At 62.9% G+C, this 24,386-nt stretch carries 22 protein-coding genes and 1 pseudogene; 13 read left to right on the forward strand and 10 right to left on the reverse strand.

The genetic code is table 11. The features are described from left to right. Positions 1–2 precede the first annotated feature (2 nt). From SIN04_RS02005 to SIN04_RS02025, 5 genes are all read left to right on the forward strand, one after another. Positions 3–1,796 (forward strand): acyl-CoA dehydrogenase C-terminal domain-containing protein, encoded by a 1,794-nt coding sequence (locus SIN04_RS02005; RefSeq protein WP_322847393.1) that lies wholly within the window; start codon positions 3–5, stop codon positions 1,794–1,796. A 64-nt stretch (positions 1,797–1,860) separates the two neighbouring features. After that, positions 1,861–2,607 carry an enoyl-CoA hydratase-related protein gene (locus tag SIN04_RS02010; RefSeq protein ID WP_322847394.1) on the forward strand — a complete coding sequence of 249 codons (747 nt, stop codon included), beginning with the start codon at positions 1,861–1,863 and terminating at the stop codon, positions 2,605–2,607. Then, positions 2,604–2,837: a hypothetical protein gene (locus SIN04_RS02015; RefSeq protein ID WP_322847395.1), complete on the forward strand. Its 234-nt coding sequence runs from the start codon at positions 2,604–2,606 to the stop codon at positions 2,835–2,837. Before SIN04_RS02010 ends, SIN04_RS02015 begins: the two co-directional genes overlap by 4 nt. A 26-nt stretch (positions 2,838–2,863) precedes the next feature. Next, positions 2,864–4,759 (forward strand): DUF47 domain-containing protein, encoded by a 1,896-nt coding sequence (locus SIN04_RS02020; protein WP_322847396.1) that lies wholly within the window; start codon positions 2,864–2,866, stop codon positions 4,757–4,759. Further along, on the forward strand, positions 4,752–6,332 hold the full coding sequence (locus tag SIN04_RS02025) for a PEP/pyruvate-binding domain-containing protein (protein ID WP_322847397.1): 1,581 nt from the start codon (positions 4,752–4,754) through the stop codon (positions 6,330–6,332). The genes SIN04_RS02020 and SIN04_RS02025 overlap by 8 nt, the downstream gene beginning before the upstream one ends. Before the next feature lie 9 nt (positions 6,333–6,341). Here the strand turns inward: SIN04_RS02025 and SIN04_RS02030 are convergent, their stop codons facing one another. Next, complete coding sequence (locus SIN04_RS02030; RefSeq protein ID WP_322847398.1) at positions 6,342–7,208, reverse strand: NmrA family NAD(P)-binding protein; 867 nt, start codon at positions 7,206–7,208, stop codon at positions 6,342–6,344. 111 nt (positions 7,209–7,319) lie between these two features. On the opposite strand from SIN04_RS02030, the gene SIN04_RS02035 reads away from it, so the two are divergent. Next, positions 7,320–8,219, forward strand: coding sequence for a LysR family transcriptional regulator (locus SIN04_RS02035; RefSeq protein ID WP_134492984.1), 900 nt, complete (start codon positions 7,320–7,322; stop codon positions 8,217–8,219). A gap of 153 nt (positions 8,220–8,372) precedes the next feature. On the opposite strand, the gene SIN04_RS02040 is transcribed toward SIN04_RS02035, so the two are convergent. Next, a complete protein-coding gene (locus tag SIN04_RS02040; RefSeq protein WP_134493205.1) occupies positions 8,373–10,466 on the reverse strand; it encodes an alkaline phosphatase family protein in 2,094 nt (697 codons plus the stop codon). Positions 10,467–10,909: 443 nt separating this feature from the next. Between SIN04_RS02040 and pqqC the strand changes: the two genes are divergently transcribed. Then, on the forward strand, positions 10,910–11,674 hold the full coding sequence (gene pqqC, locus SIN04_RS02045; protein ID WP_134492986.1) for a pyrroloquinoline-quinone synthase PqqC: 765 nt from the start codon (positions 10,910–10,912) through the stop codon (positions 11,672–11,674). 68 nt (positions 11,675–11,742) lie between these two features. On the opposite strand, the gene SIN04_RS02050 is transcribed toward pqqC, so the two are convergent. Further along, on the reverse strand, positions 11,743–12,408 hold the full coding sequence (locus tag SIN04_RS02050) for a dienelactone hydrolase family protein (protein ID WP_244606035.1): 666 nt from the start codon (positions 12,406–12,408) through the stop codon (positions 11,743–11,745). 397 nt (positions 12,409–12,805) lie between these two features. On the opposite strand from SIN04_RS02050, the gene SIN04_RS02055 reads away from it, so the two are divergent. Further along, positions 12,806–13,858, forward strand: coding sequence for a hypothetical protein (locus SIN04_RS02055; protein ID WP_134492990.1), 1,053 nt, complete (start codon positions 12,806–12,808; stop codon positions 13,856–13,858). Here the strand turns inward: SIN04_RS02055 and SIN04_RS02060 are convergent. Together SIN04_RS02060 and SIN04_RS02065 are read right to left on the reverse strand one after the other, a co-directional pair. Beyond that, positions 13,845–14,873, reverse strand: a complete 1,029-nt coding sequence (locus tag SIN04_RS02060; protein ID WP_322847400.1) for a ribose-phosphate diphosphokinase — start codon at positions 14,871–14,873, stop codon at positions 13,845–13,847. The two genes, SIN04_RS02055 and SIN04_RS02060, sit on opposite strands and share 14 nt — an antisense overlap. A 30-nt stretch (positions 14,874–14,903) precedes the next feature. Next, entirely contained in the window at positions 14,904–16,949 is a 2,046-nt protein-coding gene (locus tag SIN04_RS02065; protein ID WP_134492992.1) for an NAD(+) synthase, read from the reverse strand. A 404-nt stretch (positions 16,950–17,353) separates the two neighbouring features. On the opposite strand from SIN04_RS02065, the gene SIN04_RS02070 reads away from it, so the two are divergent. The 3 genes from SIN04_RS02070 to SIN04_RS02080 are packed head-to-tail and all read left to right on the forward strand — an operon-like array spanning position 17,354 to position 20,412. After that, positions 17,354–18,481, forward strand: a complete 1,128-nt coding sequence (locus SIN04_RS02070) for an ABC transporter permease (protein ID WP_134492994.1) — start codon at positions 17,354–17,356, stop codon at positions 18,479–18,481. Positions 18,482–18,484: 3 nt separating this feature from the next. Continuing rightward, entirely contained in the window at positions 18,485–19,276 is a 792-nt protein-coding gene (locus SIN04_RS02075) for an ABC transporter ATP-binding protein (RefSeq protein ID WP_134492996.1), read from the forward strand. 11 nt (positions 19,277–19,287) lie between these two features. After that, positions 19,288–20,412 carry an ABC-type transport auxiliary lipoprotein family protein gene (locus SIN04_RS02080; protein ID WP_134492998.1) on the forward strand — a complete coding sequence of 375 codons (1,125 nt, stop codon included), beginning with the start codon at positions 19,288–19,290 and terminating at the stop codon, positions 20,410–20,412. A gap of 369 nt (positions 20,413–20,781) precedes the next feature. Here SIN04_RS02080 and scpB read toward each other — a convergent pair. After that, a pseudogene (scpB, locus tag SIN04_RS02085) lies at positions 20,782–21,188 on the reverse strand (SMC-Scp complex subunit ScpB); the annotation flags it as partial. Here scpB and SIN04_RS02090 point away from each other — a divergent pair. Beyond that, entirely contained in the window at positions 21,094–21,333 is a 240-nt protein-coding gene (locus tag SIN04_RS02090; protein ID WP_166796045.1) for a hypothetical protein, read from the forward strand. The pseudogene scpB and the gene SIN04_RS02090 sit on opposite strands and share 95 nt — an antisense overlap. Before the next feature lie 174 nt (positions 21,334–21,507). On the opposite strand, the gene SIN04_RS02095 is transcribed toward SIN04_RS02090, so the two are convergent. Genes SIN04_RS02095 through SIN04_RS02105 form a run of 3 tightly spaced genes read right to left on the reverse strand, consistent with a single transcriptional unit; the run spans position 21,508 to position 22,519 of the window. Then, positions 21,508–21,882: a type II toxin-antitoxin system death-on-curing family toxin gene (locus SIN04_RS02095; protein ID WP_134493000.1), complete on the reverse strand. Its 375-nt coding sequence runs from the start codon at positions 21,880–21,882 to the stop codon at positions 21,508–21,510. After that, positions 21,879–22,109, reverse strand: a complete 231-nt coding sequence (locus SIN04_RS02100; RefSeq protein ID WP_134493002.1) for a hypothetical protein — start codon at positions 22,107–22,109, stop codon at positions 21,879–21,881. The genes SIN04_RS02095 and SIN04_RS02100 overlap by 4 nt, the downstream gene beginning before the upstream one ends. 41 nt (positions 22,110–22,150) lie before the next feature. After that, positions 22,151–22,519 carry a WGR domain-containing protein gene (locus tag SIN04_RS02105; protein WP_134493004.1) on the reverse strand — a complete coding sequence of 123 codons (369 nt, stop codon included), beginning with the start codon at positions 22,517–22,519 and terminating at the stop codon, positions 22,151–22,153. A gap of 447 nt (positions 22,520–22,966) precedes the next feature. Between SIN04_RS02105 and SIN04_RS02110 the strand changes: the two genes are divergently transcribed. After that, on the forward strand, positions 22,967–23,569 hold the full coding sequence (locus SIN04_RS02110; protein WP_166796063.1) for a DUF3991 domain-containing protein: 603 nt from the start codon (positions 22,967–22,969) through the stop codon (positions 23,567–23,569). Here SIN04_RS02110 and SIN04_RS02115 read toward each other — a convergent pair. Next, positions 23,520–24,227: an IS6 family transposase gene (locus SIN04_RS02115; protein ID WP_134493009.1), complete on the reverse strand. Its 708-nt coding sequence runs from the start codon at positions 24,225–24,227 to the stop codon at positions 23,520–23,522. The two genes, SIN04_RS02110 and SIN04_RS02115, sit on opposite strands and share 50 nt — an antisense overlap. Positions 24,228–24,386: the final 159 nt, after the last annotated feature.

Here is a 24,386-nt window from a genome sequence, read left to right on the forward strand (position 1 = left end):
ACATGGCCAGCTACAAGGCTCCCCTGCGCGACATGCGCTTCGTCCTCTTCGAACTTATGGACGGAGACGAACTCGCCAGCCTTCCGGGCTACGAAGAATTCACCCGCGATCTCATCGATCCCATCCTGGAAGAAGCGGCCAAACTCTGCGAAGAGGTTCTTCATCCCCTGAACCGCACCGGGGACGAAGAAGGCTGCACGCTGGAAAACGGCGTGGTGCGGACGCCAAAGGGCTTTCCCGAAGCCTACAGACTTTTTCGCGAAGGCGGCTGGACGTCGATTGCCTGCGATCCCGCCTATGGCGGCCAGGGTCTGCCGAAGGCTGTCGATACGCTGATCGTTGAAATGATCTGCTCGGCGAACCTCTCGTTCAGCCTCTATCCCGGCCTGACCGCTGGCGCCTATGTTTCCTTAAGCAACTATGGTTCGGACGAACTCAAACAGACCTACCTTCCAAAAATGGTCGAAGGCGTTTGGTCCGGCGCCATGTGCCTGACAGAGCCTCAGTGCGGCACTGATCTGGGCCTTTTGCGCACAAGGGCCATCCCTGAAGCGGACGGAAGCTACAAGATCACGGGCGCCAAAATCTTCATCTCGGCTGGCGAGCACGACCTCACCGAGAACATCATCTATCTGGTGCTCGCCCGGCTGCCCGATGCGCCAAAGGGGATCAAAGGCATCAGCCTGTTCCTTGTGCCGAAATATCTCGTCAAGGACGATGGCTCGCTCGGCCCCCGCAATGGCGTCGCCTGTGGAGCGATCGAGCATAAAATGGGCATCAAGGCATCGGCCACCTGCGTCATGAACTTCGACGAGGCGAAAGGCTGGCTCGTCGGCGAGCCGCACAAGGGCATGCGCGCGATGTTCGCTATGATGAACGCCGAGCGTCTGGCGGTCGGAATGCAGGGCCTTGGCGTCGCCGAAGCCTCCTATCAGGGCGCCGTCGCCTACGCCCGCGAACGCTTGCAGGGCCGCTCCCTGAGCGGCGCCAAGCATCCCGATAAACCCGCCGACCCGATTATTGTGCATCCCGATGTGCGGCGCATGCTCCTGACCCAGCGCGCCTATGCCGAAGGCTGCCGCGCTTTGGCCGCCTGGGCGGCGAAGAACCTTGATCTCCAGCAACGCCATCCCGATCCAGAGGCGCGGAAGGAGGCGGAAGATTTCGTCGCGCTGGTGACGCCGGTGATCAAGGCGCTGCTTACCGATCTCGGCTCGGAGGCGGCCAATCTCGGCATGCAGGTTCTCGGCGGCCACGGCTACATCCGCGAGCACGGCATGGAGCAATATGTCCGCGACTGCCGCATCGCGCAAATCTACGAGGGCACCAATGGCGTGCAGGCGCTCGATCTCGTCGGGCGTAAGCTGCCGGCGGACGCCGGACGCCTGCTGCGCCGCTTTTTCCACCCCGTATCCGCCTATATCGAGGCTAAGACGCAACAGAACGACAAGGCGCTGGCCGAGTTCGTTCAGCCGCTTGGCAAGGCTTTCGTTCGTTTGCAGCAAGCGACCGCTCAGGTCGCCCGCGCGGGGTTGCGCAATCCGGAAGAGGCGGGCGCGGCCGCAACGGATTACCTGCGCCTCTTTGGCCTGACGGCTCTCGCCTATCTCTGGACCCGCATGGCCGAAATCAGCCTCGCCAAAACGGGCGCCGACGATCCCGACGGCTTCTACGCGGCCAAGGTCGCCACCGCGCGCTTCTATATGCAGCGCCTGCTTCCGCAAACGAGCGCGCTCTTCTCGGCCATCATGGCCGGCGGCGCGTCAATGATGGCGTTCGAGGAAGCGGCGTTTTGAACAACGCCCTTGCTGGAGCGCGGACGGCTGCGGCTGCGGAGCGTCAAGGACAGGAGCCGCGTCGATGAATGACTCCGTTCTGGTCTGCGACCCGGACGACGGGGTTCGCCTGCTCACCATGTCGCGCCCGGGGCGCCGCAACGCCTTGGACAAGGCGACCTATGTGGCGCTTGCCGCGGCCTTGGCGTCCGCGCGCGATGACGCATCAATCCGCGTGATCGCGCTCACCGGCGCTGGCTTGTGCTTCACCAGCGGCAATGACCTCGCCGACTTCCAGATTTCGGCGGACGCGGGCGAGACGTTCGTTGCGCTCGATTTTCTCAAGATGCTCTCGACCTTTTCAAAACCCGTCGTCGCGGCGGTGGAAGGTTTCGCAATCGGCATTGGCGCGACGTTGCTGCTCCATTGCGACCTCGCCTACGCCGGGCGCGGCGCGCAATTTCGCCTTCCCTTTGTTCCGCTCGGCCTCTGCCCCGAAGGAGCGTCGAGCTATCTCCTGCCAAGACTTGCCGGAGCCAAGCGCGCGGCGGAATTGCTGCTGCTTGGCGAGCCTTTCACGGCGCAGACCGCGGCCGAGGCCGGCCTCATCAACGCGCAAACGGATGATGGCGAGGCCCTGTCCGTCGCGCTGGCCAAGGCGAGGGCGCTCGCGGCGCTGCCGTGGGAGGCCGTCGCGGCGACCAGAAATCTCCTGAAGCGAAGCTTCGCTCTAAATGTGGCCGAGACGCTTGAAGCGGAAGCTCAGAGCTTCGAGGCTCTGCGCCGCGGCCCAGAGGCTCAGGCGGCGTTCGCGGCCTTTCTCGCCAGATGAGCTTCGCGTTCGGGGGAAAGTTTCAAGGTGCGGGCTCCGGAGCGGATTTGCGTTTGTTTGCAAGTCAATCCTGGCTTAAACTGCGGCTTGATGAAGTTGATGACAATTTTGCGACAAATATCGTCGTTCAAAAGATTCAACGGCGAGATGATATTCCCGCATTTGCCGCCAGGCTGCTTTTGCTGTTTCTTGACTTAGCTCAAGGCGGCGCGCCCGCGCCTCGATCATGACTGTATCGTCGCAAAAAGGAGCGTAGATGAAGACGCAGATTCTAGCCGCGATCGGCGAAAGCGAACTGCGGCCCGCGGCGCGCCTCAATGCGGCGCTCGCGGCCAATGACCGGGTAAAATACGCGTTTTCCCTGTTGCAGATGGCGTTGGCCCATGCGGAACATCCAGAGCAGCCGGCGCCGACGCTCAAGCGGGAGCGCATCGCCTGCGGCGTCGACGATCCCGATCTCGACGTCATGGTTGCGAGAGCGCGCAGGGAAGGCAAACTGTGCCGGGCGCCCGGCGCCGGGCGGCTCCTCGCGCGCATCGCGGACGACATGCGCGTGATGGCCGCGCCGATCCTCGCCGAAAAGGCCGCCGACTTCGCGGCGCGGCTCGATCAATTGCTCGCGGCAATGCCCGCGGCGGAGAACGATCTTGTCGATCCGGGCGCCATATCCGCCATGACGCAGGCGGGCCACGACCGCGCCGACAGCCTGCATCGCCTCGTCATGGATCTGCATAAACGGCTGAACGCCATGCAGGCCGCACTGGCGGAGGAGAATTTGGACGGCGCCGCCGCCTATAATCTCGCCGAAGCCGACCGCCCGTTGGTGTCGGCGTTCATGGCGGGACTCAATCGCACCGCTAAGCTGAAATTCGCCCATCCTGGGCTCGCGACGACCGCCACGCGCGCCGGCGCGCGGCTGATCATCCAAAATGACATCGGCACGACAGATGCGCATGTAATCGTCATCCATGTAGAGGGGCTCAAAGTCAGCGTCACCTACACGGACGTGCACCCGGAGCGGCTCGCTTTCTTCCAGGACATGCTGAAGCCCCGCAAGGTGGCGTGGGAGCAGCAGCGCACCGACGTATTGGCCGCCGGTTCGGCGTTCTATCTCGCGACGGGACGCATCGAAGCGCTCGATGAAGCGGGCGCTCGCTCCTATCTCGAATTCCTGGGTTCGCGCCTCGTGTTCCTCATCGACTGGAACCGTGCGCGCAAACAATTGCGCGGTTTTTTGCGCGGGCCGGATCGTCTTGCCCTATTAAGCTGGGCGGCGGAAACCGAGATGGGTCATCGCGGCTTTCTGGAGCTTGGCGGCGCGCGCCTGGTCAATCAGGCGATCGAGGCCGCAGCGGGTTCCTCGATGCATTTCGGCGACCGTCTCTGCGACGTGCTGGGAGACGCGGAGACGCTGGACTTCTTGCGCTTCGTCTTCCAGGCGTCGACGGAGGGTCTTCTGACCGGCCAGTCGCGGGCCTTGATCCATGACCGAATCCGCGTGACCCTTGGCACTCATTTCAGCAATGAGGAGCAGCAGCTATTGCGTCTCGCCGCCGACCACGCTGGCCTCATTTTTGAAATAGCCAGCCTCGTTCGCGATGGATTGCAAGCCGAGCCCCATGGCGCGGCGAAACGCGCGCGGCGCGCGCGGCAGTATGAGCATGACGCGGATGGCAAAGTCGTGGAGACGCGCGTGGCGGTGGGTCGCCGTCCAGATTACGCGGTCTTCCTGCGCCTGCTGGAGGCGGCGGACGACGCAGCGGACCAGCTCGAGGACGCCGCCTCGCTTCTCGGCCTTCGCGTTCTCGAAGGCAAGGCTGTGGATGCGCTGCAGATCCTCGCCGACCTTTTGGTCGAAGGCGCGCAGGAATGGATCAAGGCTCTCGGCCACGCAACGCAAATTGGCCGCGCCGCGAGCCATGCCGAGACGGAGGATTTCTTGACCGCGATCGACCGCGTCGCCGCGATCGAGCATCAGGCCGATGACGCCGAGCGCGCACTGGCCGCGAGCGCCCTGCAGCATGCAAGCGACTTCCGCCAGTTGCACCTGTTCACGTCGATCGGCGAAAGGCTGGAGGAGGCGGCTGACGCGTTGAAGTACGCCAGCCTGATCCTGCACGAACATATGCTCGAGGATGTGATTGATGCCTGACTATTATCCGATTCTTCCGGGCGCTCCCCTCGCGCCTGGCGGCGCAGAGGAAGTCGGCAACAAGGCCTGGAATCTGATGCGCCTCGCACAGGCGGGTCTTCCCGTGCCGCCCGCTTTCGTGCTGCCGACGAGTTGGCGCGGACGCGTGGCGCCGGACGATGAAGCCTTGCGCCTTGCGCTGACGGAGGGCGTCGCCCGGCTTGAAGCCGCAAGCGGCCTCAGCTTTGGCGGACGGCGCCCTTTGCTCGTCTCCGTCCGCTCAGGCGCCGCCGTGTCCATGCCGGGCATGATGGAGACCGTTCTCGACGTCGGTCTCAACGCGGAAACAGTCGAAGGTCTTATCCGCCTGACCGGCAATCCACGCCTCGCTTGGGACAGCTACCGCCGTCTGGTGCAGGGCTATGCGGAGGTCGTATCGAATTTGCCGACGGCGCCCTTCGACGCGCTGGTCGCCGACGCGATGAAGCGCGCCGAGGCAGAGGCCGAACGCGAACTCGATCATCGGAGCCTGCGGGATCTGACGCTGGCGATGCTGGAGTGCTACGGCTCGCTCACAGGCTCTGCGTTTCCGGCGGATCCAAAGGAGCAGCTCATGAGCGCCGCAGCGGCGGTGTTTCGCTCCTGGGATGCGCCGAAAGCGCAAAGCTACCGTCGTTTGAACGGCATCAGCGACGCCGGCGGCACGGCGGTGACAGTGCAGACTATGGTCTTTGGCAACGCCGGCGGCGCATCGGGCTCGGGCGTTGGCTTTACCCGCAACCCCGCCACCGGCGCGCGGGAATTCTATTACGACTTCCAGTTCAATGGGCAGGGCGAGGACGTCGTGGCGGGGCGCCAGAAGCTGCGCGACAATGAGCGACTGCGCTTGCGGTTGCCTGCCATTTGGACGCGGCTGAACGACATCTGCGGCGAGCTGGAATCGCTGTTTGGCGATGTGCAGGATTTTGAATTCACGCTCCAGTCCAGTATTTTGTTCCTGCTCCAGACGCGCCGGGCCAAGCGGACCGATTGGGCGGCGCTGACGATTGCGGCCGACATGGTTGCGGAAGGGCTGATAAAGCCGGCCGAGGCGCTGCGCCGGATCGAGGGCGTCGATCTCGACGCCGTCGCGCGCACGAGCTTCGCACCGCCGCTGCCTCCTTCATTGGCTGAAGCGCTGGCGGCGGGCATGGGCGTCACCAATGGCGCCATTGCGCTCGATTCCGAGGCGGTGAAGCGTCTTTCAGGGGAAGGCTCGCCCGCGATTCTTGTTAGGCGGGACACGGCGACGACTGATATCGAGGGGATGGCGCTGGCCACCGGCATTCTCACTGCTTCTGGCGGGCGCACCTCCCATGCGGCGGTGGTGGCGCGCCAGCTCGGCAAGGTGTGTCTCGTCGGCTGCCCCGGGCTCGAGATCGATATGGAGCGCCGCCAATGCCGGATCGGTGGAACGCTGTTGAACGAGGGAGATTTTTTGTCGCTCGACGGCAATTCCGGCGCTGTTTACCCAGGACGGCTCGCGCCCTTGACCGAGCGCCCCGAGCGGGCTCTTGCGGCGATCGCCGACTGGCGCCGCGCCGCGGCGGCATAGGGCATTCGCCTAAGCCCCTTGCCCCAGGAGGCCTTTCAGCACTGTGTCAAATTCGATCCGGCCCTTGACGGAGCCGCTTTCGCCGCCTTCGAATTCGATCCAGCCCTCGTTGAAGCCGTCCAGCATCTGCATGCGCGGGAGCGGGTTTTTCATCCCTTGCGTCGTAAACAAATCCGCCCAGGTCTCGCGAGGGACGGCTTCCATTCGCACCGCGCGGCCGAGGGCCTTTGAGCAGAGCGTCGCGATCTCGTCCGGCGCGATGCGGCGCGGCCCTTCGAGTTCGATAATCCGCTTGCCGATCCATGTCTCCTGAAGCAGCTCGGCGGCGAGGCGACCGACATCTGCCGTCGCGACCATCGGCGCGGGCTTGTCGAGGGGCTGAAGGAAACTCTGGATGACGCCTGTCTCCCGCGCCGGCGCAATGTCCCAGGCCGAATTCTCCATGAACCATCCAGCACGCAAAAAAGCGATCGGCAGCGGCAGAGCGCCGAGTTGCTGCTCCATGAGGCCAAGTTGATTGAGGAGGTTCGGCTGGCTCGCCTGCGCCCCGATCGTCGATAGGCATACGGCCTTCGGCGGACGCGCCCTTTCAAGCGCAGTTCGAAGCGCGGCAAAGAGCGCCCGCGCCTCTGGAAAACCGGGCGCTGGATCGAATATCGGCGGAGCCATGACAAAGACGCCTTGCGCGCCCTTGAAGGCGGACGCCAACGCCGCCGCGTCGTTGAGATCGGCGAGCGCGACGTCGCATCCGCGCTCAGCCCACGCCGCTCCCTTTCTGGCGTCGCGCACGATAGCGCGAACGGGCCGTCCGGCGCCCAGCAGCGTCCGTGCGACGGCGCCCCCGACCTGACCTGTAATTCCGGTGATGACGTACATGATGGATCTCAGCCCTCCAGGTCTTGCTTGGCGCAGTCTTATCGCGACGGGAGGCTTTGACAAAAGCGCCGCTTTGTCACATTATTCATGACAAAAGATCATGAGTCTTTCATGCCGTTTGATGGACGATTGCTGGCTGGCGTCAGTGTTCTCGCCGCTGTCGTCGAAGGCGGCAGCTTCGTTCGCGCCGCCGAAGCGCTGGGGATGAGCGCCTCAGGCGTCAGCCGCGCGGTGTCGCGGCTTGAATCGCGCGTCGGCGTGCGCCTGATCGACAGAACCACGAGATCATTGACTCTCAGCGATGAAGGCCGCCGTTTCTACGAACAGGTTGGTCCGATGCTGGCTGGCATCGAAGAAGCGGCGGTTGACGCGTCGGGATCTTTGAGCGCCGTGCGCGGCCGGCTGCGCGTCAATCTCGATCCGTTCTTTTCCCGGCTCGTTCTCGCCGAGCGCCTCGGCGTGTTCCTTGACCGCTATCCGGACCTCTCCCTCGAGCTCATCACCCGCGACCGTATCGGCGATCTGGTCGCCGATGGCATCGACGTCGCCATGCGCTTCGGAGAGCCCCCGACATCTTCACTGGTTTCGCGTAAAGTTCTCGAAACGAGGATTCTCACCGTGGCCGCGCCAGCCTATCTCGCACGCCACGGTCGACCGAAACGTCCAATAGAGCTCGCTCGCCACGCCTGCATTCAGTTTCTCAATCCGCATACCGCGCGGCCTTTCGATTGGGAGTTTCATAAGGGCCATAAGGTCTTGCCGGTGAAGACGACCGGACGCCTGTTGCTCAACGACGTCGGCGCTCTGCTCAAGGCATGCGCCGCGGGCGCAGGGGTCGCTCAGGTTATGGCGATGGGCGCCGACGAATTGCTTCATCAAGGCCGCCTGATCGAATTATTCCCCGAGTGGTCTGGAGAAATGTTTCCGCTCTACGCATTGTATCCGTCGAAACGCCATCCATCGGCGAAGGTCAAGGCGTTCATCGATTTTGTGCTGCAGACCCTCCATTAGCGCCGGCGCCAACGTTGCCTTGCTCGGTGAGCGCCGCCCCCAGATGCCATGACATCAAAGCCGATAGACGCCGGTTTCCATTTCCGAAACCGGCGTCTCGATAGGTAAAGGCCTGCCGCGCGTGCGCGGCAGGGGAGTCAAATGATCGAGATTTTAATGATGGTCACGGTCATGGTCGTGGTCATGGTCATGGTCATGGTCATGGTCGAAGTTGAACAGATCCATCATATCGCCGATAGCAGGAGAGTTGACCGGGACATAAGGATCAGACTCGGTGCGCGGGTTCGGGAAATTGTCCCGGCTCCGCCGAGTGATCGGCTTGAGGCCCCAATTCGCTTCGATGAACTTGAGCGTCGAGACGTGATCCGCATAGGTATGCGAGATGTGGCCGCCTCTGCTGTACGGCGACACGACGATCATCGGGGTGCGCGTGCCGTCGCCGAAGAAGTCGAGCGGCTGGACGTAGCCCGAGTCCCAATATCCGCCGCCTTCGTCGAAGGTCACGAGAATCGCCGTTTCAGCCCACAGCTTGGGATTGGCCTTGACGCCGTCGACGATCTTTTTGACGAAGCCTTCGTACAGATTGAGTTTGGAGGAACCGGGATGACCGTCGAGCAGGCCGCTCGGCTTGACATATGAAACAGCCGGCAGCTTGCCAGCGGCGATGCTTGCGTAAAGATCAGTCGTGTCCTTGAGATGCTCCGTGCGCGCCGCGGCGTTGGTCATGATCGACGTCGAGTATTGCGCCCAATTGCAGATGTTGCAATAGATGTCCTCGGCGTTCTTCTCATATTTGTCATTGAGATACCGGTTCCAATCATCCCCGTAATAGGCCCAGGAGATCTGCCTCTCATTGAGAGAATCGCCGATGGTGCGCAGGTTCGACGGAGGGATCGTGAAAACAGTGTTGTTGGCATTGGCGTCGGTGTAGGCATTGCTGCCGTCGCCGAAGTAGCCGGGGTTATAGTTGTTGAGCAGATAGTAATGCCCGGTCTCGCAGCCGGCCGCGATCTTGTGGCTCAGCGAATGGAGGTAATTCAACACAGCCGGAACGCCCGGCTGAGTCGCGTCGGAGCAATTGACGTAGGAGCCGCCGCCGTGGTTGGCGTTCGGAGCAACCGCGGTGGGAGATCCGGAGCCGCCGCCGTAGCCGTCCTCTGTATAGTAATTGTTGGTGCCGGGCCGTGGGTTCGGATTTTCGATTTCGCTCAGCGCGCTTGCGTAGCCAGGCAGAGGCGTGCCGGGAGCTGTCGGATTGACCGGGTTATGTGGCGGCACGGCGGGGTTGCCTGCGCCATCGCTGAACCAGATTGCATCGCCGGCGCCGAACATGACGTGATTGGCGCCCGTGCCGCCGTTAACAGCCTGATGATAATTGTCGCTCATCGAATAGGTATCGGCGAGTTCCTTCAAGTACGGCGCATCGCCTTGCTGAACATTGAAGAACCCCATCGAGGTCGAGCCTTCGCCCGTCGACGACTCGTTGAAGCCGGCCGGCGGCGCGGCGCCATTTGATCCGGCGCCGACTGACGTCTCAACCCAGGGGAACAGATCGGAGCGGCAACCCGAGCTGTTATGCTCGGTCGCAGCGGAGGCGTCGCAATCGAGCTGTTGCCACATCTGATAGAAACGATGCACCGGGCTCGCTGCGTAGGCGTCGTACGGGTACGTCTTCGACGTCAGCTGGTATGGTCCAGGCGGCAGATGCGTCGCGTCCCGGCCGGCGTAGGAGATGCGTTTGTCGGGCGTTTTGCTCGTTTGGCCGGTGCCGCCGGTCAGCAGATATTTATAATAATCGTCAGGCAGACCGTTCTCGACAGTCTTGGCGACAGCCTCATTGGCCGGGGTGTCGCATGATGTGCCGCTGGTCACGCCCAAAGCCGCGCACAGCGCTGGCGTCGATGGGCCGCCGACCAAGGCGGGAGGCAGAACCGAGTAAGCCGTTTTGGACGGCGTCAGCTGGTATCGCGTGGTGTCGAATCCGCGGGACTGCAGGGCCTCGTCATAGTTCGGCCCAGGCGTTCCGTCCGCATTGACGATGCCTTTCGAGAGCAGATTCGAAATGCTCTCACCCTTGTGCACGGGCTTGTAGGTGGCGAAGATATGATCGAAGCTGCGGTTCTCGCCGAGAATGATGATCACATGTTTGATGGGCGTCGCAGTGCGCCCTTCTTCGTGGCGGCCCTCTTCCGACCGGCCCTCTTGCGCAGACGCCGTGGCGATCGGAGCCACCGTATTGCCGATCATGACGCCGATCGCGACACAGGACAGCAACCTGTATCGAAGACTTTTCTGATTTGAACTCTCGGTTCGCATAAGTACCCCCATTGCGCGGCAGGTCGATTTCTGTCGCGCCGGGAACCTAGAAGTCGTCGATATCGTTCTGGTGACAGTTTCGTGAGTTTGCGGTGACGGATGTGAGAGTGCAGCTTTCAACATCATCCGGAGGCCTGTGACCTCGGACGGCGGCGGCGCAGGGTTAGCTCCTGTTTCTGCGACGGTCCCGAAGCTTGATCTGCCTCAATTTCCTCCCATGATCGCTCCGATAGACTTCACGCTAAAATGATCGGGCGAATGTCGGTTTTGGATCGGGAGCGCGCGCGGGCGATCGGTCGAGACCGCGATGAGGCCGCGCCCGCTTTGAATAAAGCGGATGGCGGCCGATCGTGACACACAGAGGGAGACCAAGTATGAATGAGATGAAGGCGCCGCCGTCGGTCGCAGCCGAACTGATGGCCCCGGACGAATTCGAGGCTGCGATCCGCGCCGTCGGAACAGAGCGCTATCACGACAAGCATGTGTTTCATAAGCTGCTGCACGGCGGCAAGTTGAACAAGGGTCAGGTTCAGGCCTGGGCGCTTAATCGCTATTGCTATCAGGAGGCTGTTCCGCGCAAGGACGCCGCCTTCATGAGCCGCGTGCACGACCGTGATCTGCGGCGAGAGTGGATCAGCCGCATCCATGATCACGACGGCCTCGGCGAGGAGCCGGGCGGAATCGAGCGCTGGCTCATTCTGACCGATGGCCTCGGACTCGACCGCAAATATGTAACCTCGCGGCAGGGAGCTTTGCCAGCGACCCGCCATATCGTCGAATCCTATGTGCGCTTCGTGCGCGAGCAGCCGCTCGTCGTCGCGGTCGCCTCCTCGCTTTCGGAGCTCTTTGCGCCCTCGATCCATCGCGAACGCATTGCGGGCATGCTGGAAAATTACGACTTCATCAGCGATGGCGTCATGGCTTATTTTAAGAGGCGGCTGACGCAAGCGCCCCGCGATTCGGAATTCGCGCTGGCCTATGTCAAAGCAAACGCGAGGACGCGTGAGGAGCAGGAAGCCTGCGTCGACGCCGTACGTTTCAAGTGCGATGTGCTCTGGGCGCAGCTTGATGTTTTGAACCATGCCTATGTGACGCCCGGCTTGATCCCGCCCGGCGCTTTCGTTCCGGCGTCCCTCTAGTTCAAATGAGGATTGTAGCCGGCGCGAGGCGCATTGATGGCGATTCGCGCCCCGGCTTCCGCCCGGCGTTAGACCGATCGGGCGCTGAATGACGGCGGTCCGACGCGATGGCCGAGATGGACAAGGAACCAGCGCGTGGCATGCTCGATGACGGCTTCAAGCGCGCCCGGCTCCGGGAAAAGATGAGTTGCCCCGGGCACAATCTGCAGAGCCTTTGGCGCCTTTAGTTTCGCCAGCGCCTGTTGATTCAGTTCGAGAACGACATCATCATCGCCTCCAACGATCAGCAGTGTCGGCGCGCGCACCAATTCGAGCGCGGCGTCAGCAAGATCGGGGCGCCCGCCCCGCGATACGACGGCCTCGACCCTGTCGCCGAGCCGCGCGGCCGCGACGAGAGCCGCGGCGGCTCCGGTGCTGGCGCCGAACAGGCCAAGCGGCAGCCCGCTGAGCGCGGCGTTCTCATCGATCCAATGGATCGCGTCTATCAGACGATCAGCCAACAGCCCAATATCGAACACGTTACGGCGATCGATCTCCTCGTCGGGCATGAGAAGGTCAAACAGAAGGGTCCCGAAGCCTGCGTCATTCAATGCGGCGGCGACCGCTGCGTTGCGAGGGCTGAAACGGCTGGAGCCGCTTCCATGCGCAAATACGACGAGCCCGTATGAGTCAGACGGAAGCCGCACTGCGCCAGCGAGGCCGAGAGGCGGGAGAAGCACATCACGGACGCTCACCGCTCGACCGCGCCGCGAACTGGTGTCGCTTTGTTTTCGGCTGGCCACTGAGACCTCCCGACTTTGTCCCCGGCCGGCCGAGGATCTAGCTCGCCGATTGAACTCCTGATCCGTCTCCGCATCCTTGATTTCGCTCAACGCGAGCGATGTTTTCGGCTGGCCAACAATGCGACTCCCGTGCAAAAACATGTCGTAGCTTGAGCGTGACGCTGCGGCGATCCGCCCCCGGCCAAGGGCTGGACCGGGCGGCGGCTGGCTTTCCGACTGGCAGGAAAGCGCATGACACCTGCCGCTTTGGTCGAACGGAGAGTGTTCTCCAGCCTGAAAAACAGCCATTGATCGGAATCAAGCGCAGCTGCGGCAATCCGGGTAGCCTATGTCAATGTGGGACTCGTCGATGCGGGACGATCGAGCTTCGCCTTGCGGCGGCGTGGCGACGCTTGATGACAAGGTGCGGTTTCTCAGCCGGCCGGACAGCTATGCGCCCGGCGTGAAGAACGTCGCCGTCCGCGAGACGCATATGTCTTTTGTGTTCATGGCTGGCGAACGCGTCTATAAGCTCAAGAAGCCCGTCCGCTTTCCCTATCTCGATTTCTCGACGCTGGAACAACGCGCCAGCGCCTGCCGCGCGGAATTTTCATTAAATCGCCGGCTCGCTCCGGATGTGTATCTCGACGTCGTTCCGCTTACGGCTTCCGCGTCGGGTTTCGCTATTGGCGGTGAAGGGCCTGTTTCAGATTGGCTCGTGGTCATGCGCCGGCTTGATGACAGCGCCAACCTCGAGGCGGCCTTGCTCGACCGCCGCCTCTTCCCCGCGCAGGTGGATCAGATCGCGGCGGCGCTCGAGACGTTCTACCGTCATGCGCGGCGGATCTACCTTCTGCCGGAGATCTGTCTTGCGGAGTGGAACAACGCGCTTGCCTATGACGCGCGCGTGCTGCTTGACATGCGCTTTCGCCTTCCCCAAGGCTGCGTGAGGCGGATTCTACGGGCGCAGCGGCGTTTCCTCACGCAGCGCTCCGATCTGCTGATCGAGCGGGTGCGCGCCCGGCGGCTTGTCGATGCGCATGGCGATCTCCGGCCCGAACACATCTGGCTGGGCGAACCGCCGATCATGATAGATTGTCTTGAATTCTCGGCACGGCTAAGGGCGCTCGATCCTCTTGACGAGATCGCCTTTCTCGATCTCGAATGCGAGCGTCTCGGCGCCGAATGGGTGGGCGCGCGCATCCAGCGGCGTTTGGCGCGATTGCTGGACGATGACCCTTTGAGCGGACTGTTTCTCTTCTATCGCAGCCGTCGCGCCATGCTGCGCGCCCGTCTCGCCATCGCCCATCTACTCGATCCGAAGCCGCGCACGCCTGAAAAATGGCCGCGCCGGGCCCGCGACTATCTTCGTCTCGCGGCGGCCGACGCGGCAAGGCTGGACCGGCTCCTCAGAACACCATGAGATCGGTGAGCGGCTCGCCTTCGTGGAGCCGCCGGATTGCTTCCGCCAGCAGCGGCGCAGCGGATACAATGACGAGCTTATCGCGGACAGGCCCCGCGGCTAGCCGGAACGGCGGGACCGTATCCGTCGCTATGATTCGCTCAATGGCCGGATCGGCAAGCGCCTTCTCTGCGCCGGGCATGAAAAGACCATGCGTGACGCAGGCGATGATCCGCCGCGCCCCGCGATCGCGCGCGGCGCGGGCCGCCCGCACGAGCGTTCCGCCGGTGCTCACAAGATCATCTACGATGATGCAGGCGGCGCCCGCGACGTCGCCGACGAAAAGGTCGCCGGAGACGACGTCGGCGCTGCGGCGCTTTTCCGCAAATGCCTTGCCGACCTGTCGGCCCGTGGACGCCTCGAGCGCTTCGCGGAGCAGATCAGCCCGTTTGCCGCCCCCGAGGTCCGGCGAGATAATGCACAGGGGCGCGTCTTCGACGACGGCCTTGATCGCCTCGATCAGCAGCGGCGCCGCCGTCAACGCGACGGCCCTGCAGCGAAAAGCGTTCTCGAAGGCGGCCTCATTGTGGACCTCGAGCGCGACGATCGCGTCGGCGCCCACCGACTCGAACAAGGCGGCGACGTAGCGGGTCGTGACCGGATCATTTGGCTTGGTGCGCCGGTCTTTGCGCGCATAACAGAGATAGGGAACCACAGCCGTTACGCGGGCGGCGCCGGCGTCCTTCAGCGCGCCGATGAAGAAGAGGAGCCGGCATAGCTTGTCGTTGGCGCTTTGCCCCGGGCCGCCATGAAGGCTGTGCGCTACGTAGACGTCGGCGCCGCAAACCGCGTCGAGCGGCCTGATCTTGTGTTCGCCGTCCTCGAAATCGCGCTCCTCATGCCGGGCCAGCGGCCAATCGAGGCGCCGGCTGATCGCCTGACCGAGCTCTTCGGTTCCCTTCAGAGCGAACAGGCGCAGCCGGTCACCGGCGACCGGTCGAATGAGAGCGGGCGACCCCATGTGCGGTTCCGTCATCGGCTGGATGTCCTTTGCGGCGGGCGGCGCCTATGCCCTCGGAACATTTTCATCGAGCTCCGCGAGCCACGCTTTGGCCTGCGCGTCGGAGGGTGCCCGCCAATCGCCGCGCGGCGACAGCGAGCCTCCCGAAGAAATCTTCGGCCCATTCGGCAGCGTCGACCGTTTAAACTGGTTGGCGAAGAAGCGCCGGATAAAAACCTCGAGCCAATGTCTGATCTCGGCGCGCGAATAGGCGCGGCGATCGCCGGCCGGCAGATCGACAGGCCACGCGCCGCGTTCCGCATCGCTCCATGCGTGATCGGAAAGAAAGGCGATTTTGGAAGGCCGAAAGCCGTAGCGCGTCAGATAAAAAAGATTGAAGTCCTGCAGGGCGTAGGGTCCGACGATCTGTTGCGTCGACTGCAGCGCGACGCCGCTGGTCGGCGGCACAAGTTCGGGAGAAATCTCGGTCGCGAGGATGGCGCGCAGTACGCGAACCGTCTCTTCGCTCACCTCGCCCGACGCCGCGACGAAACGGATCAGATGCTGGATCAGCGTTTTGGCGACCGAGGCGTTGACGTTGTAGTGGGACATATGATCGCCAACGCCATAGGTGCACCAGCCGAGCGCAAGTTCCGACAGATCGCCGGTGCCGACGACGAGCCCGCGGTTCTGGTTGGCGAGGCGGAACAGATAATCCGTGCGCAGGCCCGCCTGGACGTTCTCGAATGTGACGTCATAGACCGCCTCGCCGCGCGCGAAAGGATGGCGGAGGTCCGCCAGCATCTGCTTTGCAGCGGGGCGGATGTCGATTTCCCCGCCAGTCACTCCGAGCGCGCGCATCAACGCCGAAGCGTTGGCCTTTGTCTCCTCCGATGTGGCGAAGCCGGGCAGCGTATAGGCCAGCACGTTCTTCCGCTCGCGCCCGAGCAAATCCATGGCGCGGGCGGCGACGATCAGCGCCTGCGTGGAATCAAGCCCCCCCGAGACCCCGATGACGGCGCGCTCAATCCCCGTGGAGGCAAGGCGCCTGGCGAGGCCCTGAACCTGAATGTTATAGGCCTCATAGCAATCCTCGCGCAGCCGCGAGGGGTCCGACGGCACGAAAGGGAAGCGTTCGATCGTCCGCCGAAGCGCCACGGACGTGTCGGGCGCATCGAGCCTGAACGAGAGCGTCCGGAACGGCGGCGCCTGCCTTAGCTCTGCGCTCTTGCAGTCGCCAAAGCTGTTGACGCGCATGCGCTCCTGGCGGAGCCGGCCGAGATCGACGTCCGCGATAGCGAGCGCGGGCCCGCGCGGAAACCGCTGTGTTTCGGCGAGGAGATCGCCATATTCGAAAATCGCGGCATGACCATCCCAGGCGAGGTCGGTGGTGGATTCCCCAGGCCCCGCCGCCGAATAGGCATAGGCCGCGATGGCTCGGGCGGATTGACTGGCGCACAAAAGGCGCCTCGCGTCCGCCTTGCCGATGGTGATGTTGCTCGCGGAAAGGTTCAAGAGCACCTCGGCCCCGGCGAGCGCGGCGCGTGTCGAGGGCGGCAGGGGGACCCAGACGTCTTCACAGATCTCGACGTGAAAGGTGAAAGGCGCCGACCCCGACGAACGAAACAGGAGATCGACGCCGAAAGGCGCCTCGCGGCCCGCGACCGACAGGCGCCCCCCGGTGACGCCCGCCCCGGCGGTGAAATAGCGGCGCTCGTAGAATTCGCGGTAGTTGGGCAGATAGCTCTTCGGCACGACGCCAAGGATGGCGCCGCGGTGAATCACGAGCGCCGCGTTGTAGAGACGCCCCTCGCATCGCAGCGGCGCTCCGATGACCAGCACGGGATAGAGATGGCGCGAGGCGTCGGCGATCCGCGCGACGGCTCTCTCGACCGCGTCGAGGAGCGCATCCTGAAACAGAAGATCATCAATCGCGTAAGATGAGAGCCCGAGTTCCGGAAATACCATGACAGCGGTTTTCGCCGCGTCTCCCTCCGCGGCGAGGCGAAGGGTTTGCTCGGCGGCGAAATCGGGATCGGCGACCTCCGCCGGCGGCACGCAGGCCGCGATGCGGATGAACTCATGGCTGTAGAGAGAGGTAAATCCGGTCATCGCCCGCAATTGGCTCCAGCAGCTCTCGCGATATGGCGTCCATTCTCTATACCATCGGAACCGGAGCGCCGGCGAATCGAGCGCGCCGTCGCCTCGGTATCGGAAGGTCTGACAGTCGCCTCAAAAGGCCGCCCCCTCGCCTTCTGCGGGCGCGGCGCCGACGATCGTCGTTTTCGCGTGGTCCGCCAGGCTGCCGTTTGCTCCAAACGGCCATGACGGGATTTTATCCGCGGCGCTGTAAAACATTTTTTGTTCAAAGTCGGCAGGCTACAAGCGAACAGGCTACAAGCGAAAGAGAAGACGGGACCGGGCGATCAAAGTAACCTTTCTCGAGGCTTCATCGCCTTGACCCGAAGCCTTTGCCGCGACTTTGATTCAAGGATCTCATTGACAGGGAGGAAAGCGTGCCATCTGAACCATTGCAGGCCGCGTTGCATGGCGCCAGCCTCGAGGTCGTCGCTTCCGGTCCATGGACCGCCGCTCATGCGGGCGCGCTCGAACCGCTGGTCGAGAAGGTCATTGCCGGCGCGAGCGCTGGCAGCCTGTCCTTGGACATCCATGGCGTTCGCGAAATCGACACTTTCGGAGCCTGTCTCATGGAGCGGCTGCTCCGCAGCTACAGAGCCAGCGGCAAGCAGGCGCGGATGGTCGGCGTGTCGGACCAGTTTCGCGGACTGCTGCTGGAGATCGATCGCATCGCCGCCGCGCCCGCGGCTCCGGCGAAAAAGGACACGCGATTCGCGATCCTCGAAGCCGCCGGCCGCGCCACTCTCGCGATTGGCCAGGACTTCGTGACCTTCATCGCCATGCTTGGAGCGCTCGGCGATGCGCTCATCCGCATTCTGGTGCGCCCGCGGACGTTTCGCCTGACGTCCGTGGTGAATCAGCTCGACCGCGTCGGCCTGCGGGCCGTGCCGATCATCTTTTTGATCACCTTTCTGATTGGCGGGATCATCGCCCAGCAGGGCTTCTTCCATTTCCGCAAATTCGCCGCCGAAGATTACACCGTCGACCTCGTTGGCATTCTGGTGCTGCGCGAACTCGGCGTGCTGATCGTCGCAATTATGGTGGCGGGCCGTTCGGGCAGCTCCTATACAGCCGAAATCGGTTCGATGAAAATGCGCGAGGAGATCGACGCCTTGCGGACTATGGGGCTCGACCCCGTCGAAGTGCTCCTCCTGCCGCGCGTCATCGCTCTCGTCATTGCCTTGCCGATCCTGACTTTTCTCGGCTCGATGGCTGCTCTTTACGGGGGCGGAGTGGTCGCCTGGCTCTATGGCGGCATGAGCCCCTCGATCTACATCTCGCGGCTGAAAGAGGCGGTCTCGATCACTCATTTCGAGGTGGGCATCATCAAGGCGCCGTTCATGGCGCTCGTCATTGGCGTCGTCGCCTGCGCCGAGGGCCTGCTCGTGAAGGGCAGCGCCGAATCCCTCGGGCTGCGGACCACGACCTCCGTCGTGAAATCGATTTTCCTCGTTATCGTACTCGATGGTTTCTTCGCTATATTCTTCGCCTCGATCGGGATGTAGGCAATGGACCCAGCGCAAAGTCCGGTCGTGATAGGCGTGCGCGAGCTCGTCGTCGGATTCGGCGATCATATCGTGCTCGACCACCTGTCGCTTGATGTGCGCCGGGGCGAGATCCTCGGCGTCGTCGGCGCGTCGGGAGGAGGCAAATCCGTCCTGCTTCGCACCATCATCGGCTTGCTGCCCAAGCGTTCCGGCACGATCGTTGTGCTTGGCGCCGATCGCGACACGGCGAGTTTCGAGGCAATGCGCGCCATCGAACGCCGCTGGGGCGTTCTGTTCCAGCAGGGCGCCTTGTTCTCCTCGCTGACCGTGCGTCAGAACGTCGAGTTCCCCATGCGGGAATATCTGAAGCTATCGCAAAAGTTGCAGACCGAGGTCGCGATGGCGAAGCTCGGCATGGTCGGCATCAATGCGGACGACGCCGAAAAATATCCTGCCGAGCTTTCGGGCGGCATGACCAAGCGAGTCGCGCTGGCGCGCGCACTCGCCCTCGATCCCGAGATCGTGTTCCTTGATGAGCCGACATCGGGGCTTGATCCCATCTCGGCCGGCGATTTCGACACGCTGATCAAGACACTGCAGCAGACGCTCGGCTTGACCGTGTTCATGGTCACGCACGATCTCGACAGCCTCTTTGCGGTTTGCGATCGCGTCGCGGCGCTCGTCGACGGCAAGGTGATCGCCGAAGGGCCGATCGCCGCCATCCTCGCCTGCGAACACCCGTGGGTGAAGGCGTATTTTCAAGGCAAGCGCGCGCGAGAGACAACGCATGCGTTCAATCATCCTGCAAGCTGAGGCGACAAGCGATGGAAACACGAGCCCGCTACATATTGGTCGGACTATTCGCGCTTGCCGCCATCGCGGCCGGCTTCGGCTTCGTCTATTGGTTGAACAACAATGGAGGGCTCGCCAAAAGAGTCGTTTACAGGATCCGCTTCGAGGGCCCGACGTCCGGCCTGCAGACCGGCTCCGCCGTTCAGTTCAATGGCATTCGCGTCGGCGAAGTGACCGGTCTGCAGCTCGACTCTAGCGATCCCCGCCGCGTCACGGCGACGATCGCCGTGGCGAGCGGGACGCCTATGCGCGCCGACACCAAGGTCAGCGTCGAGTCGCGGGGTTTGATGGGAAGCCCGGCGATCGCCCTCAGCGGCGGCGCGTCGACGTCTCCATTGCTGACCGCCTCCGATGCTGAGCCGCCCGTTCTCGTCGCTGACCGCAGCGCGACCCAGGATCTGACGCAGGCCGCGCGTGAGGCGCTTCAGCGCCTGGACAAGATTCTCGGGGATAATTCCGACTCTATGAAGAGCACAATGGATAATCTGAAGACCTTTTCGGAGGCCCTCGGCCGTAACTCGAATCGCATCGATGCGATCATGGCGGGCCTCGAACGCATGACCGCTGGCGCAGCGACGGAAAAAGCGAAGCCGGTCTATGATTTGACGGCTCCGAGCGCGTTTCCAAGTTCAATCCACGCCCCCCGCGCCCAGTTCGTCGTCACTGAGCCGACCGCCGTCAATGCTCTCCAGACGCAGCGCATGCTCGGCCGCGCGAGCGATGGCGAAATCTCCATACTCGGCGACGCGCAATGGAGCGACACGCTGCCCAAGCTCATCCAGGAGAAGGTCATCCAGAGTTTCGAGAATGCCGGCTTTTCGGCCGCCGTCGCGGCCTCGGTCGAGGGGGTGAGCCACAATTATCAGCTCGTGCTCGACCTGAGGAATTTCGCAATCATAAACACCCCCGATCCGACGGCGGATGTCGCATTTTCCGCGAAGATCGTGGCGGACAATGGCCATATCGTCAGCGCGCAGGTGTTTCATGCGACTGCGCCGGCGACCGGAACGCAGACGCCCGAGATCGCCGCGGCGCTCAATCAGGCTTTCGGCAAAGCCGTCACAGATCTCGTGGCCTGGACGTCGAAATCCGTGTGATCTACTCGCCGGCGGCGGGCCTTGCGGAAGCCAGACGCTTCCGCATCGGATGAGTCATGCTTTGGGCTCGTGAGCACAGAGCGCCTCGAGACGGTCGAGCAAGGGTCGCTGGCTGGTGAGGATCTTCTCCCGCGCGGCCGGCAATGAGTCATCCGCTTCGTCTCCGATAGCCGCGTCCCCTTCGCCGAGACCCGAGACTTCGTCGGGATCCAAGGCTCCGTCGAGGTCAACGGCGGCCAGGCCGGGTCCAGCGAGCCGGCGTCCTGCAACCGCTCGATGCCGGAAAGTTCGCGAAGCCCGGCCAATGCGGAAACGCCTCGAAATTTGCGTCGTGAGATGGGCGAAGGAGGCGCCGGTTGCGACGCAGTTTCACGACCGCTCGCAGCTGGGCCATCGCGCTGGATCGTCAAGCGTCCTGTCGATGGCGGTTGCGGCCTCATCGGGCCGATCGTCGGCTTCGTCGTCACGCGCGCCGAACCCGCCCGGCAACTCCCCCGCGAGCGGCTTGTCCTTGCTGAGGAGGCCGGCGTCCTCGAGCATCTCGATACGGGCAGGTCGCGCAGCGTGTCGAATCCGAAGCGCGTCAGAAATGTTTTTGTGGTGACGAACGCATAGGGGGCGCCGGGCGTCGGGCTGCGCGGGCCGGCGGCGATAAGGCCCATGGCGCGGTGGGCGCCGATCATGTCGCGGCTGCCCTCCTTGCCAAAGAACTGGCTCAGCTCGCCGCGGGTGATCGGCTGGAAATACGCGATGCCCATCAGCGCCAAAGATTCCGTGGGCCTCTACATGGACCCGCCTGCCCATGCGGTCGTCGTCTCGATCGATGAGAAAAGGCAGATCCAGGCTCATGACCGCACTCAACCGGGCGTATTCCATAAGAGATCTTATGCGAATAGAAATATTCTGTGTGAAAACAAATAAGTATGGAACATATGTTCCGTAACCTCTACCAGATTGCCGCGCTATACCCTATTAATTTCTGCTTCTTCCCACGGTGCCAGAGCGCGCCTTAACGCCTGTGACGGCTATGCTCGCTGATCGTCAACCAGGAACAAACCGTCGGGCTTTTTTTGATGGAAAACGAGATTTTTGGCACTATTCGGGCATTGTGTTCCCGCGTAGCCAGTCGGCCAATCGTCCAAACTCGAATGCGCCGGTCTCATAGAGGCCGCTGATGAAAGCATAGGTCGCGTCGGCCTCTGCCGTGACGTGCGCGCCGTTGATGGCGAGAAAAGTGTAGGTGACGGCAAAGGCTGTGCGCTTGTTGCCGTCGATGAACGGATGATTCTGCGCCAGGCTTTCCCAAAGCGCTGCGGCTTCCTCGATCAGATCGGCGTAATAGCCCGTCTGGGGACGGTACAGGGCCGCTTCCAGCAGGCCGCGATCGCGTACGCCGGCCGAGCCGCCGTAGCGGTCAATCTGGTCGGCGTGAATAGCAAGGACTTCGACAACGGTCAGATAGTCCGTCACTCAGCCAGCTTCTTGTAGAGCGTCCCGAAATTCTCATGGCTGGCGTGATAAGCAGCCATGACCTTTGCGCGGGGCTTACCCTGCTTCCGCTTTTCGATCAGATCAGCCAGCGCTTCATCGACCAGCGCCTGTAGCTGCCGCCCCTCGCTCTGGGCGAGATTGCGGACAGTGGACAGAATCTCCGAATTCACCTGGGTCGCGAATTTCTCGCGGGCTTGGGATGCCATGGCATACCTCCATTTTCCAACTTTCAGCCTATCATGATATGTCATGAAACATCAAGAAGCTGTAGTGGGCCGTTCGAATCCTCCGTATGTGTCGCCACGGCCCAAAAGATCAGTGCGACCATCTTTTCGTCGGTCAATCCGTCCGGTCCGGTTGACGCCCCGATCAAACGGTAGGCTCCGCAGCGCCTCGGCGCGCCGCGCCGGCGTTTCAGGCCCGCCCTGACGAACGCCTCAGCTTCCTCTTGCGAGCCAAAGTCGTAACCAAGCGTCCGCCCGGATCGGCGGATGCGCCCGAATGTGACGCGCGCATACCACCGCCCGAACAGGTCGCGGCCCATCCGGACGCGCCAGAACCGATGCCGGTTCAGGCGGGGTGCACAGGCTTCGAGCAGGATCGCCAGTTCCTCCATTCTCGTCTCTCCAGCCCGGCGGCGATGACCGTCAGCCGCCCGAGAGAATCATAACCGCAGGAAAAGATCAAAAAGGGAACAGCAGCTGTCCGGCGCGGGCCTACTGTCGCGCTGACACGACGTCAGCCGGACGCTTCAAAAACTGTTTCGCCGGCGATTTCGTGTTCGCGCCGCGCACCCTCAACCAGGAAAGGAGAAACGAAAGAGAGGATTGAGATGGCTACCGCTGGCGCCGGCTGCGCCGACAAGGGTTCGTCGCAGGCTCCCGCGCGTTCCGCGCGCCTTGGCGGCGCGGCCACCTCGCGGTCCGCCGCGAGAGTAAGCGCAGAGACAAAAGGAAAGCTCGGTCAGCCCGCTCTCGCGCGACAGACAAGGGAGATCCCGGCATGACCCGTTCCGATCCCGAAATCGAAACCCTGCGCGAAAAGGTTCCATTGTGCGGTCATTTTGGAGCGCACGCCGCCGCCCTGGCGCCTCGACCGTCAGGAGAGCACAAAAACCTGCCTGAAGTACCGACGCGGCAAGGGTGAAATCCTGATCGTCAGCCATGGCGGACGCGGCTGGTGGGATCCGACGAGCGACGCGCGAGGCGACGTTTTCGACCTCGTGCAGCGTTTCGATCCGTCGCTCAACTTCGGCCACGTCCGCGAGATCCTGCGCGCATTCGCCGGGCTGAGCCCGTCCTTCCCTTTGGCCGAGCGGCGGCGCGAGAAATCCGCGACATCCGTGACTGTCGCCGAGCGATATGCGCGGCGACCTCGCCTGCGACGACGATCGGCGGTCTGGCGCTATCTCGCGATCGAGCGGCGCCTGCTGCAGGCGGTCCTCGATGCCGCCGCCAGAGCCGACGTCCTGCGTGAGGGACCCCATGGAAGCGCCTGGTTCGCGCATAGGGGCGGCGACAGCGTCGTCACTCACGTCGACGTTCGCGGCCCGACCTACGGCTCCGGTGCAAACTTTCGGAATCAACGCAACGAATTGATGGGGAGCCTGAGTCGGCTCATGCAGCGAGAACTGCATTCCAGATTTCGGGCGCGGTTTTGCCTTTGACGAGAAGCTTGGCGAGTTTGAATTGACCTTTTCTGATCCTATGCATCAGTTCGATGCCGGCTATGGTGATTGAGGCGCTCCGAAAGCGCTTCAATCCAAGCATTGGACCCAATCGAAGTTTGATCGATCGATGGTCCTGCTCGATCAGATTGTTGAGATATTTCGAGGACCTGATTTTGGTTCGCTTGCCGCGATGATGTTCGCCAAGGATTTCCCGGGCCGCCCGATGCGAAGCCTGATAGCCATCAAGCGTGATGGCGCGCGGCAGGCGCCCCTGGCTCTTGAACGCCCGACGGAAAAACGCCTTGGCGGCTGCGACATCCCGCTTGGCGCGGAGGAGGAAATCCACCGTCTTTCCTTGCTTGTCGACAGCGCGATAGAGGTAGGTCCAGCGGCCTTTGATCTTCACATAGCTCTCGTCGACGCGCCACGAGGCGCCGGCCCGGCAGGCGAAGCGGTTCCAGCGCTTTTCGAATTCCGGAACATCGCGCTGGATCCAGCGCATGATCGTCGTATGCGCCAGGGACATTCCCCGCTCAGCCATCATTTCCACGAGATCTCGAAAGCTAAGCTTGAACCGAAGATACCACCGGACGCAGAGGATGATGATCTCCCGGTCAAAATGGCGGCCCTTGAAAAGATCATCCATGCTCAGCATAGGGGTTCGCTTGCTCCAAAGGCCGGTTTGCGGCGAATATGCCCCGTTTCAGCGGTTTGCACCAGAGCCTCAGCGGAATGGTTGCTCGTCGCAGTCGCCTACAACTGCCGCAGGCTCAACCGTCTGCGCCATGCCTGAACAACCCGTAGCTGGCATAGC

Source organism: Methylocella tundrae, assembly GCF_038024855.1.
GTDB classification, from domain to species: Bacteria; Pseudomonadota; Alphaproteobacteria; order Rhizobiales; family Beijerinckiaceae; genus Methylocapsa; species Methylocapsa tundrae.

Bases quoted from the DNA above. Each gene is read 5' to 3' on its own strand.
- SIN04_RS02005 (WP_322847393.1), top strand. From the start codon at position 3: ATGGCCAGCTACAAGGCTCCCCTGCGCGACATGCGCTTCGTCCTCTTC.
- SIN04_RS02010 (WP_322847394.1), top strand. From the start codon at position 1,861: ATGAATGACTCCGTTCTGGTCTGCGACCCGGACGACGGGGTTCGCCTG.
- SIN04_RS02015 (WP_322847395.1), top strand. From the start codon at position 2,604: ATGAGCTTCGCGTTCGGGGGAAAGTTTCAAGGTGCGGGCTCCGGAGCG.
- SIN04_RS02020 (WP_322847396.1), top strand. From the start codon at position 2,864: ATGAAGACGCAGATTCTAGCCGCGATCGGCGAAAGCGAACTGCGGCCC.
- SIN04_RS02025 (WP_322847397.1), top strand. From the start codon at position 4,752: ATGCCTGACTATTATCCGATTCTTCCGGGCGCTCCCCTCGCGCCTGGC.
- SIN04_RS02030 (WP_322847398.1), bottom strand. From the start codon at position 7,208: ATGTACGTCATCACCGGAATTACAGGTCAGGTCGGGGGCGCCGTCGCA.
- SIN04_RS02035 (WP_134492984.1), top strand. From the start codon at position 7,320: ATGCCGTTTGATGGACGATTGCTGGCTGGCGTCAGTGTTCTCGCCGCT.
- SIN04_RS02040 (WP_134493205.1), bottom strand. From the start codon at position 10,466: ATGATCGGCAATACGGTGGCTCCGATCGCCACGGCGTCTGCGCAAGAG.
- pqqC (WP_134492986.1), top strand. From the start codon at position 10,910: ATGAATGAGATGAAGGCGCCGCCGTCGGTCGCAGCCGAACTGATGGCC.
- SIN04_RS02055 (WP_134492990.1), top strand. From the start codon at position 12,806: ATGCGGGACGATCGAGCTTCGCCTTGCGGCGGCGTGGCGACGCTTGAT.
- SIN04_RS02060 (WP_322847400.1), bottom strand. From the start codon at position 14,873: ATGACGGAACCGCACATGGGGTCGCCCGCTCTCATTCGACCGGTCGCC.
- SIN04_RS02065 (WP_134492992.1), bottom strand. From the start codon at position 16,949: ATGACCGGATTTACCTCTCTCTACAGCCATGAGTTCATCCGCATCGCG.
- SIN04_RS02075 (WP_134492996.1), top strand. From the start codon at position 18,485: ATGGACCCAGCGCAAAGTCCGGTCGTGATAGGCGTGCGCGAGCTCGTC.
- SIN04_RS02080 (WP_134492998.1), top strand. From the start codon at position 19,288: ATGGAAACACGAGCCCGCTACATATTGGTCGGACTATTCGCGCTTGCC.
- SIN04_RS02090 (WP_166796045.1), top strand. From the start codon at position 21,094: ATGTCGCGGCTGCCCTCCTTGCCAAAGAACTGGCTCAGCTCGCCGCGG.
- SIN04_RS02100 (WP_134493002.1), bottom strand. From the start codon at position 22,109: ATGGCATCCCAAGCCCGCGAGAAATTCGCGACCCAGGTGAATTCGGAG.
- SIN04_RS02105 (WP_134493004.1), bottom strand. From the start codon at position 22,519: ATGGAGGAACTGGCGATCCTGCTCGAAGCCTGTGCACCCCGCCTGAAC.
- SIN04_RS02115 (WP_134493009.1), bottom strand. From the start codon at position 24,227: ATGCTGAGCATGGATGATCTTTTCAAGGGCCGCCATTTTGACCGGGAG.